Genomic DNA, 15,799 nt, shown 5'->3' with positions numbered 1-15,799 from the left:
GGGGAGGTCACTAGATTGCTCGCCTTCCTGCGACGCCGGTCGGCGCCGCGCTCGTCCTCCCCCGATTCCTCCATGTCGTCAGCCTTCTGTGCAGCCTGCGGCGCACAGCTTTCCTCCGGCGCGCGCTTCTGTCATCGCTGCGGCCAGGCGGTCGGTGATGCAGTCTTCTCCCCCGGCGCGGGCGCCGGCGCCCGCACCGGTCCGGCAGCCGCCCACGCCGCCCCGAACCAGACCCTGCCCTGGGCCGTGGCCGCGATCGCACTCCTCGCGCTGATCGCCCTCGTCGCCGGACAGCGCTTCGGCGGCAACCGCACGCCTGCCCCCGACGCCATCGCCGCCGCACAGCCCGATGGCGCCGCCGGCCCACTCGCCGGCGACCCCGCCGCCGGTGGTGAACGCCCGGTGCGCGCACCGGACATCTCGTCCATGTCCCCCGACGAGCGCGCCCTCCGCCTCTTCAACCGCGTCGTCTCCCTCGCCGAACAGGGCAAGCGCGACTCGGTGCAGTTCTTCGCCCCGATGGCGCTCATGTCGTTCCAGAGCCTGCCCACACCCACAGTCCTCCAGCGCTTCGAGCTCGGGCGCATCGCCGAACTCGCCGAGGTGAAGGAGATCGCCACAGCACAGGCCGACACCATCCTCGAGGCCTCGCCCACGCACCTCCTCGGCCTCACCCTTGCCAGCACCGCGGCCCGCATGCGCGGCGACGCGAAGGCGCAGGCCGACTTCGACCGACGTCTCCTCGACGCCGCCGCCGCCGAACGGGCAAAGAACCTGCAGGAGTACACCGTGACCCAGGTCGACCTGGACAGCGCACTCGCGCGCGCGCGGCGGAACGTCAAGTGACCAACCAAGCCATGGAACCCACCCGCACCATCACCGTCGCGCACAGCCCGGATTCCGACGACGCGTTCATGTTCTACGCGCTCGCCGAGCACAAGGTCGACACCGAAGGGCTCGCCTACCGCCACGAGCTGCAGGACATCGAGACGCTCAACCAGCGCGCCCGGCGCCAGGAACTCGAGGTCACCGCCGTCTCCATCCACGCCTTCGCCTACATCTCCGAGCACTACGCCCTGCTGCCGCACGGCGCATCGATGGGGGACAAGTACGGTCCGCGTGTCGTCGGTCGCATGAAGCGCGGTCCCGGTGCCATCAAGGGGGCACGCATTGCCGTCCCCGGTCCCCTCACCAGCGCGTACCTCGCGCTGCGCCTCTTCGAGCCGGACTTCGAGGCGGTCTTCGTGCCGTTCGACAAGATCGAGGATGCCGTCCTCGATGGACACGTCGACCTCGGCCTGCTCATCCACGAGGGTCAGCTCACCTACGGCGAGCGCGGACTGCACATGCTGCTCGACCTCGGCGTATGGTGGCATGAGGAGACCAAGCTGCCGCTCCCGCTCGGAGGCAACGTCATCCGCAAGGACCTCGGCCCCGACCTCATCGGCATGATCAGCCGGCACCTGCGCGACAGCATCGCCTTCGGCCTCACGCATCGTCGTGCCGCTCTCGACCACGCGATGAAGTACGCGCGTGGACTTGATCGAGGACAGGCGGATACATTCGTGGGCATGTATGTGAACGAATGGACGCTCGATTACGGCGACGCCGGTCGCGCCGCCGTCCAGCTCTTCCTGCAGCGCGGGACAGAGGCGGGCATCATTCCGCACACCGTCAACGTCGAGTTCGCCGAGTGATGCAGGGGGGCGTCGATGCCTGACACACCGATCCGCGGCGTCGACGTACCCCCTTCGTCCTTTCCACTGTCGAGTCCGCAGGCCCCGATCGCCGATGCGCCGGCGGGCGGAGCGTCCCGCGGCGGCGGACTGCCCGACGACGGCGCACGCGCGCGCCGGCTTCGCGCGCTCGCCACCGAGATCGAGTCCCTCCCCACCACGCACGCCGCCTTCGCGCGGCTCCTCACCGTGGCGGTCGAGACGCTCCACGGTGCCGGCGCCTGGGTCGGACTCACCATGGAGGACTCCGACTCCCTCGTCGCCGTCGCCACCGCCGGTGAGATCCCCGTCGAGTCAGGCGCGCGCGTGCCGCGCGAGCGCGCCTTCGCCGCCCGCGCCCTCTCCGGACACTCCGCCGTCTTCGCCGACCCCAGCACCGGCGTGCGCTGGAGCGACACCGTCATCGCGCGCACCCCCGTCCGCGCCGTCGCGGCACCGCTCCTCGTCGATGGGGAGCACGCCGTCGGCGTGATCTCGATCATCGGCGGACCCGGACGGCTCTTCACCGTCGCCGACGGCACCTTCGTCCACGAACTCGGCGCACTCGCCACGCTCGTCCTCCGACGCCGCGACACGGCAACCCGCGTGGTCGCGGAACCGCCCGCCGCTGCGCCGGAAGTCAGCGTCACCACGCCGATGCTGTTCGACGCCGCGGCGGCCGTGACGGTGGACGACTTCGCCCTCGCCACCATCCAGCGCCTCGAGGATGCGGCCTTCCTCGGCGTCAGCATCGCCATCCGCGACCGCAGCAACGGCACCCTGCGCTTCCCCGCCGCCCTCGGCGCACTCGCCACCCTGCGCGGCGTGCGCACCCCCCTCGACAGCGCCCGTGCCGAGCAGCTCGGCCGCCAGCGTCGCGCCGTGCATCTCCCCGACGCCCGCCAGCTCGTGCCGGAAGGGTGGCGATCGCTGGTGCCCGCCCTCCCCGGCGCCTCCATCGCCCTCGTCGATGGCGACATCGCCATCGGCCGCGTGGACCTGGTCTTCGATCCGGAACGCGCCGTGCCTCCCGACGCGATGCGACGCATCGAGCAGCAGGCGGGTGCCCTGGCCAAGGCGTTCTCGCTCCTCATGACGCGCGTGGCCCGCACCCCCACCGACCCGGGGCTCGAGACGCTGCACGCCATGCGCGTGACGCTCGCCAGCCGGCTCCACGACCTCACCTCTCCCATCGCCGGCATCAGCGCGCTCGCCGAGCTCCTGGCCGAGGAGCCTCTGACCCCCGAGGTGCTGGAACTGGTCACCCTGATCCAGCGAAGCGCCCGCCGGGCCGCCGATGTCGCCCGCACCCTCCGCGGCCTCGCCGACGATGCCGACGAGTCGCCCGAGCCGGTGGTCATCGAGCCGATCATCACCGAGCTCCTGCGTGAGCGGGCCGAGTCGCAGCGGGCGCTGTCGATCACGGTCAACGTCACCATCGACCCGGCGCTCCCGCCGGTGCCCTGGACCGCCACCGCGCTCCGCGACTGGTTCGCCACCGCCATCGTCGCGTCCGAGACGGCCCTGCTCGCCTCCGCCCGCCGCCGGATCGACGTTCGCGCCGCGCTCGACGGGGCGCTCGCCGTCCTCACCGTCGCCGACGACGGCGTTCCGGTCGGCATCGTCCCCTCGGAGGCCGAGCTCCACGGTGCTAGTGTATCAGTCATTCGCACCGACGACGGGCGCACCATCCGTCGGCTGGCCATTCCCCTCCGGATCGGTTCCTCGCTGCACCTCCAGTGACCACCGCTTTCCAGGCGCTCGCGCCGAAGCCGGCGCCGCCGCCGCTCGCCCGCATCCTCGTCGTCGACGATGACGAGTCGATCCGCGTGGCCATGGTGCGCTTCCTCCAGCGCTGCGGCTACGGCGTGGAATCCGCCGGCAATGGGACCGATGCGCTGCACAAGTTCGAGTCGGAAGACTTCGACGCGATGATCTGCGACGTGCGCATGCCCGGGCTCTCCGGCCCCGAGCTGCTGCCGCGGGTGCTCGCGCGCGACCCGAACCTCGCCGTGCTGATGCTCAGCGCCGTGAACGACGCGCCCACCGCGGCGCATGTCCTGGCCGGCGGCGCCATCGACTACCTCGTCAAGCCGATCGAGCTCCGTGCGCTGCAGGACGCGGTGATCCGCGCCCTCGCCCGACGGCAGTCGCGGATGGAGAAGGAGCGCTTCGACGCCCGGATCCAGGAGGAGGTGCAGCTCCGCACCGCCGAACTGGAGCAGGAGAAGGAATCGCTCCGGCGCCTCTCGGTGAGCGTCGTCGAGACGCTGATCATCGCGATGGAGGCCAAGGACGTCTACCTGCGCGGCCACTCCCTGCGTGTGGCCGACCTCGCCGGCGAGATCGCGATCGAGATGGGGCAGGACCACTCCACCGTGGAGCGCATCCGGCTCGCCGGCCGCCTCCACGACGTGGGCAAGATCGGGATCCGCGAGGAAATCCTGAACAAGCCCGCCTCGCTCACGGTCCCGGAGTTCGAGCACGTCAAGCAGCACGTCCGGATCGGGATCGAGATCCTCAAGCCGCTCCAGCATCTGGAGCATGTCCTGGACTTCATCCACCACCACCACGAGCACTGGGACGGCAGCGGGTACCCGCAGGGCATCAAGGGGGATCACATCACCCTCGGCGGCCGCATCCTGGCCGGCGCCGACGCCTTCGATGCCCTGACCTCCCAGCGGGCCTACCGGGACCCGATGCGGGCCGACGACTCCCTGGCCTACCTGGGCACGGTGGCCGGTGCCCTCCTCGACCCACAGGTGGTCCAGGCTCTCCAGGTCGTCATGAAGCGCCGGCTCGCCACCGCCTGACCGGGGTCCGCCGAGGGCGTCCATCCGTTTGCGGGCAAACGTTTTGGCCCCTTTCGGCGTACACCACTGACCATGTCTGTCACCTACCGGATCCGCCCTGCGCACCGCCGCGGGCGCTTTGTCGTCGCCATCACCTGCCTCTCCGCCGCAGCGGCCCTGGGGGCACAGTCGCGCCCCGCAGTCTCGCGCGCCGAGCGGCTCGCCACCGATACCCTTCCACTCTCCTTCGACGCCGCCATCGCCCGGGCCCTCGCCCAGGGTGAGGAGGTCCGCTCCGCCACCGCCGCGGTGGACGTGGCCGACGCGCAGATCGGCGTCGCACGGTCCACGGGGCTTCCGCAGCTCCGACTGAACAGCACCTACTCGCAGGTCGTCGAGAACGCCCGCGCCACCATCGTCGGCTCCGTCTTCGGCCAGGCGTACAACTATTCCGCCAACGCCCAGCTCTCGCAGCCGCTCTTCCTCGGCGGACGCGTGGTGGCCGGCGCGAAGGCCGCCAATGCCGTGCGCGGCTCCGCGCGCGCCAGCACCGCCGAAGTCCGCGGCCAGGTCGTGGTGGACGTGGAGCAGGCCTATCTCGATGCCCTCTTCACGCGTCAGCTGGTCGAGATCCAGCGCCGCAACCTCCAGCTCGCCGCCGAGCGCGTCGCGCAGGCGCAGCAGCTCGAGACCGCCGGCCGCGCCTCGCGATACGACGTGCTGCGCCTCAAGGTGGAGCGCGCGAACCTCGAGCCGGCGCTCGTGCAGGCCCAGAACGACTCGGCCCTGGCCGTGCTCAACCTGCGCCGCCTCGTGAACGTGCCGGCCGTCCAGCCGCTGGTGCTCACCTCGGAACTGGACACGCTGGCGCTCCAGCAGCTGCTGGCCACCGTCGACACCACGCCGAACACCGGCACCGTGCGCGCTGCGGTCCGCGCCGCCGAACTGACCCTCACCGCCCGTGAAGCCGGCGTGCGCGTGGCCCGCGCCGACCTCTTCCCCTCGGTGACGGCGACGCTCACCTCCGGATTCCTCGCGCTGCCGGCCAGCAACGGATTCCCGACGCGCCTCGGCACCGCCAACAACGCCAACTGTCCGGCGGGGTCGGCCGCCACCCGCATCTGCCAGAACAACGGCTGGTTCACCGATCGCAACTTCGGCTTCCAGGTCTCCTGGCCGATCTTCGACGGGCTCCGCACGAAGTCCAACATCGACAACGCGCGCGCGCTGGTGGACCAGTCGAACGTGCAGCTCGCGCTCGTGCGCGAGGCCGTGGCCACCGAGGCGGCGGCCGCCCGGGCCGAGTTCGCGCGCGCCCGCACGCTGTTCGACGCACGCCGCGAGACGGTGGCCGAGGCCTCCGAGGCATACCAGCTCGCCGTGCTGCGCAACACCCGGGGCGTCGGCACCACGCTCGACGTCTCCGATGCCCAGCTCAACCTCGTTCGCGCGGAAGTGAACGCCGCACGCGCGATCTATGACGTTTTCCTCGCCGCCGCCGACCTGGCGCGGGCGACAGGTCGCCCGATCCCGCTGCCTGATGGCGGCGCGATGCGCATCACTGACCGTGGAGCAGATCGTGTCACGACGGATCGCTGAAGTCCTCCCCGCAGCCCGCACCCTCACCTGCGCCGCGCTGCTGCTCGCGACCGCCTGCTCGAAGTCCGGTGACACCGCAGAAGCCCGGCCCGCGGCTGGCGGTGAGGCGGCGGCGAAAGGCGGCGCACCCGGTGCGGCACGCGGTGGTGGCGGGCCCGGCGCACCGGGCGCCGGCGGCGGTCGTGGCGGCGTCGTCCTGGCCGCCACCGACGTCGCCACCCTCAAGTCCGGGGTGATCGAGAACGCGGTCTCGGTCTCGGGCAACCTCCGCCCGATCGAGACCATCGAGATCCGGAGCCGGCTCAACGGCGACATCAACGCGGTCCTGGTGCAGGAAGGAGAGCGGGTCCGCGCCGGCCAGGTGCTGGCCCGCTTCGAGTCCAGCCAGCAGGAAGCGGGACGGCGCGGGGCCGAGGCCGACCGCGAGTCGGCGCGCTCGCAGCTCCAGACGGCGACCTGGGCCGCCGAGCAGTCCGCCGCGCTCTTCAAGGCTGGCGCCATCGCCGAGCAGGAGCACCGCGCTGCGCAGCAGGCGGTGGTCGCAGCCCAGGCCGCAGTGGCGGCCTCCGAGGCCCGGCTCCGCACCGCCAGCGCCGTCGCCGGTGACACGCGTGTGTTGTCCCCTGCCTCCGGCGTGATCGACCTGCGGCAGGTGCAGCCGGGCGAACGCGTCTCGATCAGCACCCCGCTTTTCACGCTGGTCAAGAACGAGACCCTCGAGCTGGCCGCCAACGTGCCCGCCCGCCAGGCGAACCTCGTGCGGCCGGGTCAGGCCGTGCGGCTCACCCTCGACAACCGCACCATCGAGTCGCGCGTGGCGCGCGTCAGCCCCACCGTCGACCCGGTCTCGCGCAGCGTCACGGTCTACGTGCGCGTGCCGAACGCCTCGGGGCTGATCAAGGGCAACACCTTCGTGAGCGGGCGCGTGATCGGTGAGCGGCTCGGCAATGCGCTGCTGCTCCCCACCGGCGCCATCCGGCAGGCCCAGGGCACCGACGCCCCGCCGTTCGTGTGGCGCATCGCCGGCGGGGCGCTCGAGAAGCGCAACGTGACGCTCGGCGTCGTGGATGACGGCGCCGGCGTGGCGGAAGTGAAGGAGGGACTCGCCGCCGGCGACCGTGTCATCGTCGGCAACGTCGGTGCGCTCGGCAACGGCGCCAAGGTCACCATCGCAGGCGGGAAGTCATGATCATCTCCGATGTCTCGATCAAGCGCCCGGTCTTCGCCACCATGATCATGGTGGCGCTGGTCGTGCTCGGCTTCGTCGGCTACTCGCGCCTCGCCATCGACGAGTACCCCGACATCACCTACCCCACTGTCGTCGCGCAGACGGCGTATCCCGGCGCCTCGCCGGAAGTGGTGATGCGCGAGGTGTCGAAGCCGATCGAGGAGGCGCTCAACACCGTGCAGGGCATCAAGGAGGTCACCTCGACGTCACTCGAGGGCAGCTCGCTGGTGCGCCTGCAGTTCAACCTCGACGTGGACGTGATCGCCGCGCAGCAGGAGGTCAGCGCCAAGGTCGCGCGCATCCGCCGCCAGCTCCCGCCCACCATCGAGGACCCGATCGTCCTCCGCTTCGACCCCAACGACCGGCCGATCATCACCGTCGCGATGACCAGCGCCGAACGGCCGCTGCGCGAGCTCAGTGACATCGCCACGGAAGTCATCAAGACCCGCTTCGAGTCGATCCCGGGCGTGGGCGGCGCCAACATCACCGGCGCCGCCACCCGGCAGATCCAGATCCAGCTCGACCAGAACGCGATGCGGGCGTACAACATCGCCCCGCCGGTCGTCATCGCCGCCCTCGAGCGCGAGAACCGCGAGGTGCCCGCCGGCCGCGTGCGCCGCAACGGACGCGAGCAGCTCATCCGCGTCACTGGCCGCGTGATCGACCCCGCCCGCTTCGCCGACATCACCCTCGCCGTCCGCAACGGCGCCCCGGTCCGCATCAGCGACGTGGCCACGGTCGTCGACGGCAGCGCCGAGCAGCGCAGCGCCGCCTTCCTCGGCCGCACGCCGGCCGTCTCGATCGAGGTCCAGAAGATCGCCGGCACCAACACGGTGGAAGTCGCCGACAAGGTGCGCGCGCAGGTCGCCGAGCTGCTCAAGACGCTGCCGGCCGACGTGCAGCTCCAGGTCATCCGCGACGACTCGCAGCGCATCCGCGACTCGCTCGACAGCGTGCAGCACGAGCTGATCCTCGGCGCCGTGCTCTGCATCATCATCATCTACTTCTTCCTCAACTCCTGGCGCTCGACCATCATCACCGGCCTCGCGCTGCCGATCTCGCTGATCTCGTCGTTCTTCGTCATGTGGGCGTTCAACTTCACGCTCAACACCATGACGCTGCTGGCACTCTCGCTCGCCATCGGCCTGCTGATCGACGACGCCATCGTGGTGCGCGAGAACATCGTGCGCCACCTGGAGATGGGGAAGGACCACGAACACGCCGCGTCGGAGGGCACCAGCGAGATCGGCCTCGCCGTCTTCGCCACCACCATGGCAGTGGTCGCCGTGTTCTTCCCCGTCGCCTTCATGGGCGGCATGATCGGCAAGATCTTCTTCCAGTTCGGCGTCACCGTCGCGTTCGCGGTGCTCGTCTCGCTGCTCGTCAGCTTCACGCTCGACCCGATGCTCTCCAGCATCTGGCCCGACCCCGAGGTGGACAAGCACAACCAGGCCGCGCTCCGCGCCTCGAGGAACCCGATCCGCCGCGTCGCCTTCGCCTTCAACGACTGGTTCGAGCGCGTCGCCGACCGGTACCCGAAGGGACTGGCCTGGGCGCTGAACCACCGCCTCGCCGTCCTCGGCGTGGCGCTCACCACCGTCGTCGGCTCGGTGCTGCTGGTGCCGAAGCTCGGCTTCACCTGGATGCCCGACGTCGATGGCAGCGAGTTCAACGTCAACTACCGCGTCGCCCCCGGCTCGGCCATCGACTACACCATCGGCAAGGGGCAGGAGATCGCCCAGATGCTCGAGAAGCGACCCGAGGTGGCCTCCACCTACCTGAACATCGGCGGCGGCTTCCGCGGCAGCCCGAGCGGCGGGTCGGTCTCGGTGAAGCTCAAGCCGAAGGACCAGCGCGCCTTGTCGCAGGCCGAGATCCAGAACCAGCTCCGGCCGCAGCTGATGCGCATTCCCGGCGTCCGGCCGAACATCACCGGCACCCCCACCATCTTCGGCGGCTATCGCCAGCCGATCGACGTGAAGGTCCAGGGACCCGAACCCACCCGCCTCAAGCTCGCCGCCGCCGAGGTCCTCCGGACCATGCGCGACGTCACCGGCATCGCCGAGCCGAACTCGAGCGACGATGGTGAGATTCCGCAGCTCGACGTCCAGGTGGACCGCGAGCAGGCCTGGGCCGCCGGCCTCGGCATCGGCACCATCGCCACCACCCTCCAGCCGCTCTTCACCGGGCAGCGCGCCACCCGCTGGGAGGATCCGCAGGGCTACTCGCACGACGTGGTCGTGATCTACCCCGACTCCCTCCGCCGCTCCTCCGACGACGTCGCCGAGCTCCCGGTGCCGGGGTCGGGGGTGGACGGCCGGACTGGCCTGGCCACCACCATCCCGCTCGGCCAGGTCGCCACCATCCGCGCCGGCATCGGGCCGCAGGCCATCGAACGCTCGGCGCTCGAGCGCCAGGTCTCGATCAGCGCCGGCGTGCTCCCCGGCTACAACGTCGGCGATGTCGCGGCCAAGGTGCAGGTGGCCATCGACTCCATGGGCCTCCCGGCAGGCTACCGCACCGTCTTCGGCGGCGACGTCCAGAACCTCACCGAGACCAAGGGCTACGTGGCCGAGGCGCTGATCCTGGCCGTCGTCTTCATCTACCTGATCCTGGCCTCGCTCTTCGGCTCGTTCTTCCAGCCGCTTGCCATCATGCTCTCCCTGCCGCTCAGCTTCATCGGCGTCGCGGTGGCCCTGCTCGTCACCAAGGGGAGCCTGAACGTCATGACGATGATCGGCATCATCATGCTCCTCGGCCTCGTGACGAAGAACGGCATCCTGCTGGTCGACTTCGCGAACCACCGCCGCGAGCAGGGCGACGACATGCGCACCGCGCTGCTCGCCTCGGCCCGGATCCGCCTCCGCCCCATCATCATGACCACCGTCGCGATGATCGCCGGCATGCTGCCGCTGGCCTTCGCGCTCGGTGCCGGTGCCGAGCAGCGCGCCCCGATGGGCCGCGCCGTGATCGGTGGCCTGGTCACCAGCACCCTGCTCACGCTCTTCGTGGTCCCGGTGGTGTATTCGCTCCTGGACGACGCCGTCCGCCGCGTGCGCAGCCGCTTCAGCTCGAGCCCCGTGCGGCACGCGCCAGGCCTCGCACCGACCCCCGTCGCAGGCGACTGACGGCACCGGATCGCCACACCGTGCACCACTCCGCGCCGCCGCTGCTTGACGTGCAGCGGCGGCGCTGTTATTCCGGCTACGTCACCGATGTGCGCAATTGTGTGTCGGTCCCTCATCCCGCTGGTTCCTGACTGCGCTGGAGGCAGCCATGCCAAGCTTCGGCAAATATGATGACGTTGAGTTCCGGCTCCGCGGCCGTGACGACGACGAGGACGATTACTACGACTCCGATCCGATGTACGAGGAGGAGGAGGAAGAGGAGGACGAGGACGAGGAAGGCTTCACCCCGACCCTGAAGCGCAAGCGGGAGTCGCTGTTCGACGACCCCGATGATGCCGCCAAGGACGAGGAGGAGGAGGAGGACACGGGTGAGGTGATCGAGGAGGAAGTCGATGCGGAGCTCGGCACGGAAGACCTCGAGACGCCCGAGGAGGACGATCTCGGACTGGATGACGAAGTCGGCCTCGACGACGACCTTGGCGACGAGCCGCCCGCGGGCCGGAAGACGCTGCCCGCCGTCGAGCCGATCGCGACCGTGCGTGGCTCCGCCGCCGTGAAGGCGGTGAAGCCACCCAAGGCACCGAAGCCGGCGCCGGCGCCCAAGGCACCACCCGCACCCGTGGCACCTGCCCCGGCACCGAAGGCGGCGAAGACTCCGGCGCCCAAGCCGGCCGTCGCCGCCAAGGCCCCCGTCACGAAGCCGGCGGCCAAGTCGCCCGCAGCCAAGGCACCGGCTGCGAAGGCCCCAGCAGCCAAGACTCCGGCTGCAAAGGCTCCGGCGGCCAAGGCACCGGCGCCCAAGGCGCCGGCAGCGAAAGCTCCCGCCAAGGCAGCGGCAAAGGCTCCGGTGAAGCCCGCTGCAAAGAAGACCGCACCGCCGGCAAGGAAGTCCGCGCCGGCTGCGAAGGTCGCCCCGAAGTCGAAGGCGCCGGCTGGCAAGCCGACGCCGGCGAAGAAGGCGGCAGCGAAGAAAGCCCCGGCACCGGCGAAGAAGTCGGCGCCGGTGAAGAAGGCCGCGGCACCGGCGAAGAAGACCCCGCCGAAGAAGGCGGCGGCTCCCGCCAGGAAGGCAGCGCCGGCGAAGGCGGCGACAAAGAAGGGCAAGCCGGCGAAGAAGAAAGGTCGCTGACACCGGCATCGGGATGCGACCTCCGGGTCGCACCCGATGCGGGCGGAAATACCCATGGGCCGGCGGATTGGGGCACACGCTCCATCCGCCGGCCTATCTTTCGTCCATGTCCGTCCGCGAGCAGCAGATCCTCGATGCCGTACCGATGATGATCTTCGCCACGGACCTCGACGGCGTGGTCGAGCGGGAAAACGCGCTGGCGGGCAGCCTCGGGCCCGGATCCGGCGTCGGCCGTCCATTCGCCGGCATCCTCGGCGGCCCTGACGGAGCCTCGCAGTGTGCCCGCGCCTTCGCCGCGCTCCGCGACCCCTCCGTTCCCCTCGTCCGCTGGGAGTTCGCCTCCTCCGCCGGCGACGGCGAGCGGGTCATGCTGGTGCAGGTCACCCGGTGCGTGGAGGGCACGGCGCATGTCGGCTTCGTCGCCACCATCTCGGACGTCACCGAGTCGCACCGGGCCCGTGAGGCGCTGATCTCCACCGGCCTCGCTCTCGCCAGCTCCATCGACCTCGCCCGCGTCTACCGTGAGGTGGGCCAGCAACTCCAGCGTGCGGTCCGCTGCGATGCCTACATGATCGCCGTGGCCGACGACGAGACACTGCAGCTCTCCGGCGTGCAGGCCGCCGGATTCACGGAGCCCGACGACGCCGTCGCCGCACGCCTCCGTCCCGAGTGGCTCGAGGCCCTCGCCTCGGGTGAGACCGTCACCAGCCGCGTCACCGCCGCCGGTCGGGAGCTCACCACCCCGATCATCAGCGAGGAAGGGGTGCTGGGCGCCATCACGGTGCGCCTGGGTGCCATCGAGGCACCGTACGAACTGGCCGAGACGCAGCGCGTGCTGCGGACCATCGCCGCACAGACCGCCGCCGCCATCGACCGCGCCTACCTCGTGCGCCGCGTGGAGCAGAAGCGCCGCCTCGAGGCGATCGGTGAGGTGGCCGCCGGCGTCGCACACGAACTGCGCAACCCGCTCTTCGGCATCAGCTCCGCCGCCCAGCTGCTCCGACTGCGCAGCCGCGACGACGCTGCCGTCGAGCGCAACGTGGGGCGCGTGCTGCGCGAGGTGGATCGCCTGAACGGCATGCTCTCCTCGCTGCTCGTCTACGGCCGGCCGCTCCCCCTGCGGCCGGTGGCCGGCGACCCTGACGCCATCTGGGACGACGTCATCGAGGCGAACCGCGCACGCATGTCGGAGAAGGACCTCCGCTTCCGGCGTGTCCGCAGCGACCCACCGGTGGCGCTGCATTTCGATCCCGCGCAGTTCGGCCAGGTCTGCCTCAACATCCTCGGGAACGCGATCGACGCCGCCACCCCCGACACCACCATCACGCTCGTCAGTGGCGGCGTTGGCAGCGGCGCCTGGCGCTGTCGCCTCCACAACACCGGGCCGGCCATCCCGCCCGAGGCGCTCCCGCGCGTCTTCGAGATCTTCTTCTCGCTCAAGAGCGGCGGCACCGGCATCGGGCTCGCCCTCTGCCAGCGCATCGTCGAGGAGCACGGCGGCTCGATCACCATCGAGAGCCAGCCGGAGACCGGCACCGCCGTGACCATCATGCTGCCCGCCAGCGCCGACCAATGATCCACGCCTCGGTCCTGGTGATCGATGACGATCGTACGGTGCGTGAGACGCTGGTGGAGTTCTTCGCCGGCGAAGGGGCGACGGTTGCCGCCGCCGGAACCGCAGCCGAGGCCCGGACCGCCGTCTCGCAGCTCCTGCCCGACATCGTCGTGATGGACCTGCGCCTCCCCGACAGCGACGGGCTCCAGCTCCTCACCGAGCTCCAGGACTCGGATCCCGATGCCGCCGTCATCATGCTCACCGGCCATGCGGACGTGCGCATCGCCGTCGGCGCGATGCACCGCGGGGCACGCGATGTCCTCGAGAAGCCGGTCGACCTGGCCATGCTCAGGGATGCCGTGCAGCGTGCACTCGAGACCCTGCGCCTGCAGCGCGAGGTCGCCGTGCTGCGCGCCCACGGCGCCAACGAGGCGCGCTCGGAATCCGCCACGCTGCGCCCGTCATTCGACACGCTGATCGAGCTGGCCGCCCGGAATGACGACGCGCCGGTGCTCATCCTCGGTGAGACGGGCACCGGCAAGGGCTACATCGCACGCCGCATCCACGACCGGTCGCCACGCGCCGACCGGCCCTTCGTGGAGATCAACTGCGCCTCGCTCTCCGCCACCTTCTTCGAGAGCGAGGTCTTCGGCCACGAGCGCGGTGCCTTCACCGACGCCCGGCAGTCCAAGCGCGGTTTGGTGGAAGTCGCCGCCAACGGCAGCCTCTTCCTCGACGAGATCGCCGAGCTCGGGCTCGAGGTGCAGCCCAAGCTGCTCAAGGTGATCGAGGAACAGCGCTTCCGCCGCCTCGGCGGCACGGCGGAGCTCCGCAGTTCGGCACGCGTCATCTGCGCCACCAACCAGCCGATGCAGGGGCTGGTGTCGGAGCGGCGATTCCGCGCCGACCTGTTCTATCGCCTGCAGGTGCTCACGATCACGATTCCGCCGCTGCGCGAGCGTCCCGACGAGCTGCCGTCGCTCGTGGCCCATTTCCTTCCCCGCGGGGCGAGCCTCACGCGCGATGCGCGTCAGGCGCTCGCGCGCTACGCCTGGCCCGGCAACATCCGCGAGCTGAAGAACACGCTCTGGCGCGCCGCGATCCTCGCCGAGGGCAGGCCGATCTCAGCCACCGCCCTCAACCTGCCGCTCCCGACGGCGACAGCCTCGCCGCATGAGATCCTCTCGCTGGCCGCCGCCGAACAGCGCGCCATCGATGCGGCGCTCGCCGCGACCGGGGGCAACCGGCTGCGCGCCGCGGCACTGCTCGGCATCGCCCGCTCGACCCTGCATGAGAAGCTGCGTCATCGCGCCCGCTCCGACGACCGCCGCTTGATATAGTCCGAATTTCGGACACTTCTCGAATTATGATCGATTTTCGGTCTTACTTCCTGTACGGCGAACAGGCAATTTAGTCGGTAACACATTGGCTGTCTTGTGTTTACGATACGTGACGTGACTGGCACGCATCTCGCCATGCAGGAAACCATGCCCAAACGCGTCCTGATCGTCGAAGACGAGATCTCCATCCGCGAGTCGCTCGTGGACCTGTTCGCCAGCGACGAGGTCGTGGTCGTTGCCGCGGCGACCCTCGGGGAGGCGAAAACCGCCCTCTTCGCTGAACACGCCCTCGACCTCATCGTCACCGACCTGCGCCTCGGCGGACATCGGGACGGCGGCCTGCAGGTGCTCGCTGCCGCGGGGCTCGTGCACCAGCTCACCCCCGCCATCGTCCTCACCGCATACCCGGACGACGATAACCGGCACGCCGCCGACCGCCTCAATGCGACGTACTTCCTCGAGAAGCCGGTCGATCTCGCGATCATCGCCAGGCTCGCGAACGATCACGGCGTCTCCACCGCGCTCACCTCCGCCGACTGATCCCGTTCGGAACCTGCGCGCATGATGCGGGCGTCGATGCACCTCGACAATCGGTGCGTGCGTCGATGGCTCGTGACTCCCTCCACTGCCGCCGTGCCCTGCACCACAGACGCCAGCATCACGGCACAGGCTTGACAGTGACGGCGCGTCCGGATGTTCTTACGGCGCGCGCCGCATTCGTCTGGCGTCCCGTGCGCGCACCTCGCCCGTCTCCCCACGCATGACCGATTCCCCGGTCGCACTGCTTCGTGCCCACAGTCGGCACGCCCCCTGGAATGCGCGTGGCCTTGCCGCGCATGCCACGGCTCTCGTCGATGCCGCCGGTTTCCGGCCGACGAACACCTCGGCGCGCGCAGCGCCGAGCGCGCGCGCGATCCGGTTCTACGTCGCGCAGCGCCTGCTCGATCGCCCGGAAGGGGCCGGCACCACCGCCACCTACGGCTACCGGCACCTGCTGCAGTTGCTGGCGATCAAGATCCGGCAGCGGGAGGGCCAGACCCTCGAGGTGATCAAGAAGGAGTTGGCTGGCGTCAGCGGCGAGCAGCTCGAGCGGCGCGTTGCCACCGCCCTCGCACCGGCGCTCTCGCATGGCGCCGACCTCACGGTCCGGCAGGACGACACCCAGCCGATCGCCGAGTGGCGGCGTGTGCAGGTCGCAGACGGCATCGAGCTGCACGTGCGCACCGACGCGCTGGGCGCCCGCGACGATGCGCTGGTCGCGATGCGTGAAGCCATCCGTGCTGCGCTGGGACGTTCCGATCCGCGTACCTGAC

At 70.5% G+C, this 15,799-nt stretch carries 12 protein-coding genes; all 12 read left to right on the top strand.

Translation table 11 applies throughout. The features are described from left to right. Positions 1 to 72: 72 nt before the first annotated feature. The 12 genes from IT355_05065 to IT355_05010 all read left to right on the top strand — a co-directional run bounded on the left by IT355_05065 (position 73) and on the right by IT355_05010 (position 15,798). The gene (locus IT355_05065; protein MCC7052615.1) at positions 73 to 846 is read left to right on the top strand and encodes a zinc ribbon domain-containing protein; all 774 of its coding nucleotides are present in this window, start codon (positions 73 to 75) and stop codon (positions 844 to 846) included. Positions 847 to 857: 11 nt separating this feature from the next. Further along, entirely contained in the window at positions 858 to 1,697 is an 840-nt protein-coding gene (locus tag IT355_05060; protein MCC7052614.1) for a hypothetical protein, read from the top strand. Between the two features lie 15 nt (positions 1,698 to 1,712). Continuing rightward, positions 1,713 to 3,458, top strand: a complete 1,746-nt coding sequence (locus tag IT355_05055; protein ID MCC7052613.1) for a HAMP domain-containing histidine kinase — start codon at positions 1,713 to 1,715, stop codon at positions 3,456 to 3,458. Then, the gene (locus tag IT355_05050; protein MCC7052612.1) at positions 3,455 to 4,528 is read left to right on the top strand and encodes a response regulator; all 1,074 of its coding nucleotides are present in this window, start codon (positions 3,455 to 3,457) and stop codon (positions 4,526 to 4,528) included. The genes IT355_05055 and IT355_05050 overlap by 4 nt, the downstream gene beginning before the upstream one ends. Before the next feature lie 72 nt (positions 4,529 to 4,600). Continuing rightward, positions 4,601 to 6,106, top strand: coding sequence for a TolC family protein (locus tag IT355_05045; protein MCC7052611.1), 1,506 nt, complete (start codon positions 4,601 to 4,603; stop codon positions 6,104 to 6,106). Further along, positions 6,087 to 7,295 (top strand): efflux RND transporter periplasmic adaptor subunit, encoded by a 1,209-nt coding sequence (locus IT355_05040; GenBank protein MCC7052610.1) that lies wholly within the window; start codon positions 6,087 to 6,089, stop codon positions 7,293 to 7,295. Before IT355_05045 ends, IT355_05040 begins: the two co-directional genes overlap by 20 nt. Then, on the top strand, positions 7,292 to 10,462 hold the full coding sequence (locus IT355_05035; GenBank protein MCC7052609.1) for an efflux RND transporter permease subunit: 3,171 nt from the start codon (positions 7,292 to 7,294) through the stop codon (positions 10,460 to 10,462). Before IT355_05040 ends, IT355_05035 begins: the two co-directional genes overlap by 4 nt. 148 nt (positions 10,463 to 10,610) lie before the next feature. After that, positions 10,611 to 11,591: a hypothetical protein gene (locus tag IT355_05030; protein MCC7052608.1), complete on the top strand. Its 981-nt coding sequence runs from the start codon at positions 10,611 to 10,613 to the stop codon at positions 11,589 to 11,591. Positions 11,592 to 11,697: 106 nt separating this feature from the next. Further along, positions 11,698 to 13,167, top strand: a complete 1,470-nt coding sequence (locus IT355_05025; protein ID MCC7052607.1) for a hypothetical protein — start codon at positions 11,698 to 11,700, stop codon at positions 13,165 to 13,167. Beyond that, complete coding sequence (locus IT355_05020) at positions 13,164 to 14,486, top strand: sigma-54-dependent Fis family transcriptional regulator (protein MCC7052606.1); 1,323 nt, start codon at positions 13,164 to 13,166, stop codon at positions 14,484 to 14,486. The genes IT355_05025 and IT355_05020 overlap by 4 nt, the downstream gene beginning before the upstream one ends. A 147-nt stretch (positions 14,487 to 14,633) precedes the next feature. Next, positions 14,634 to 15,026, top strand: coding sequence for a response regulator (locus tag IT355_05015; GenBank protein MCC7052605.1), 393 nt, complete (start codon positions 14,634 to 14,636; stop codon positions 15,024 to 15,026). 220 nt (positions 15,027 to 15,246) lie between these two features. Beyond that, positions 15,247 to 15,798 (top strand): MerR family transcriptional regulator, encoded by a 552-nt coding sequence (locus IT355_05010; GenBank protein MCC7052604.1) that lies wholly within the window; start codon positions 15,247 to 15,249, stop codon positions 15,796 to 15,798. Position 15,799 lies beyond the last annotated feature (1 nt).

Source organism: Gemmatimonadaceae bacterium (genome assembly GCA_020851035.1).
Taxonomy (GTDB): Bacteria; Gemmatimonadota; Gemmatimonadetes; order Gemmatimonadales; family Gemmatimonadaceae; genus JACMLX01.
This window is presented reverse-complemented; position numbering and strand designations above follow the sequence as displayed.

Bases quoted from the DNA above. Each gene is read 5' to 3' on its own strand.
- IT355_05065 (MCC7052615.1), top strand. From the start codon at position 73: ATGTCGTCAGCCTTCTGTGCAGCCTGCGGCGCACAGCTTTCCTCCGGC.
- IT355_05060 (MCC7052614.1), top strand. From the start codon at position 858: ATGGAACCCACCCGCACCATCACCGTCGCGCACAGCCCGGATTCCGAC.
- IT355_05055 (MCC7052613.1), top strand. From the start codon at position 1,713: ATGCCTGACACACCGATCCGCGGCGTCGACGTACCCCCTTCGTCCTTT.
- IT355_05045 (MCC7052611.1), top strand. From the start codon at position 4,601: ATGTCTGTCACCTACCGGATCCGCCCTGCGCACCGCCGCGGGCGCTTT.
- IT355_05035 (MCC7052609.1), top strand. From the start codon at position 7,292: ATGATCATCTCCGATGTCTCGATCAAGCGCCCGGTCTTCGCCACCATG.
- IT355_05030 (MCC7052608.1), top strand. From the start codon at position 10,611: ATGCCAAGCTTCGGCAAATATGATGACGTTGAGTTCCGGCTCCGCGGC.
- IT355_05025 (MCC7052607.1), top strand. From the start codon at position 11,698: ATGTCCGTCCGCGAGCAGCAGATCCTCGATGCCGTACCGATGATGATC.
- IT355_05020 (MCC7052606.1), top strand. From the start codon at position 13,164: ATGATCCACGCCTCGGTCCTGGTGATCGATGACGATCGTACGGTGCGT.
- IT355_05015 (MCC7052605.1), top strand. From the start codon at position 14,634: ATGCCCAAACGCGTCCTGATCGTCGAAGACGAGATCTCCATCCGCGAG.
- IT355_05010 (MCC7052604.1), top strand. From the start codon at position 15,247: ATGACCGATTCCCCGGTCGCACTGCTTCGTGCCCACAGTCGGCACGCC.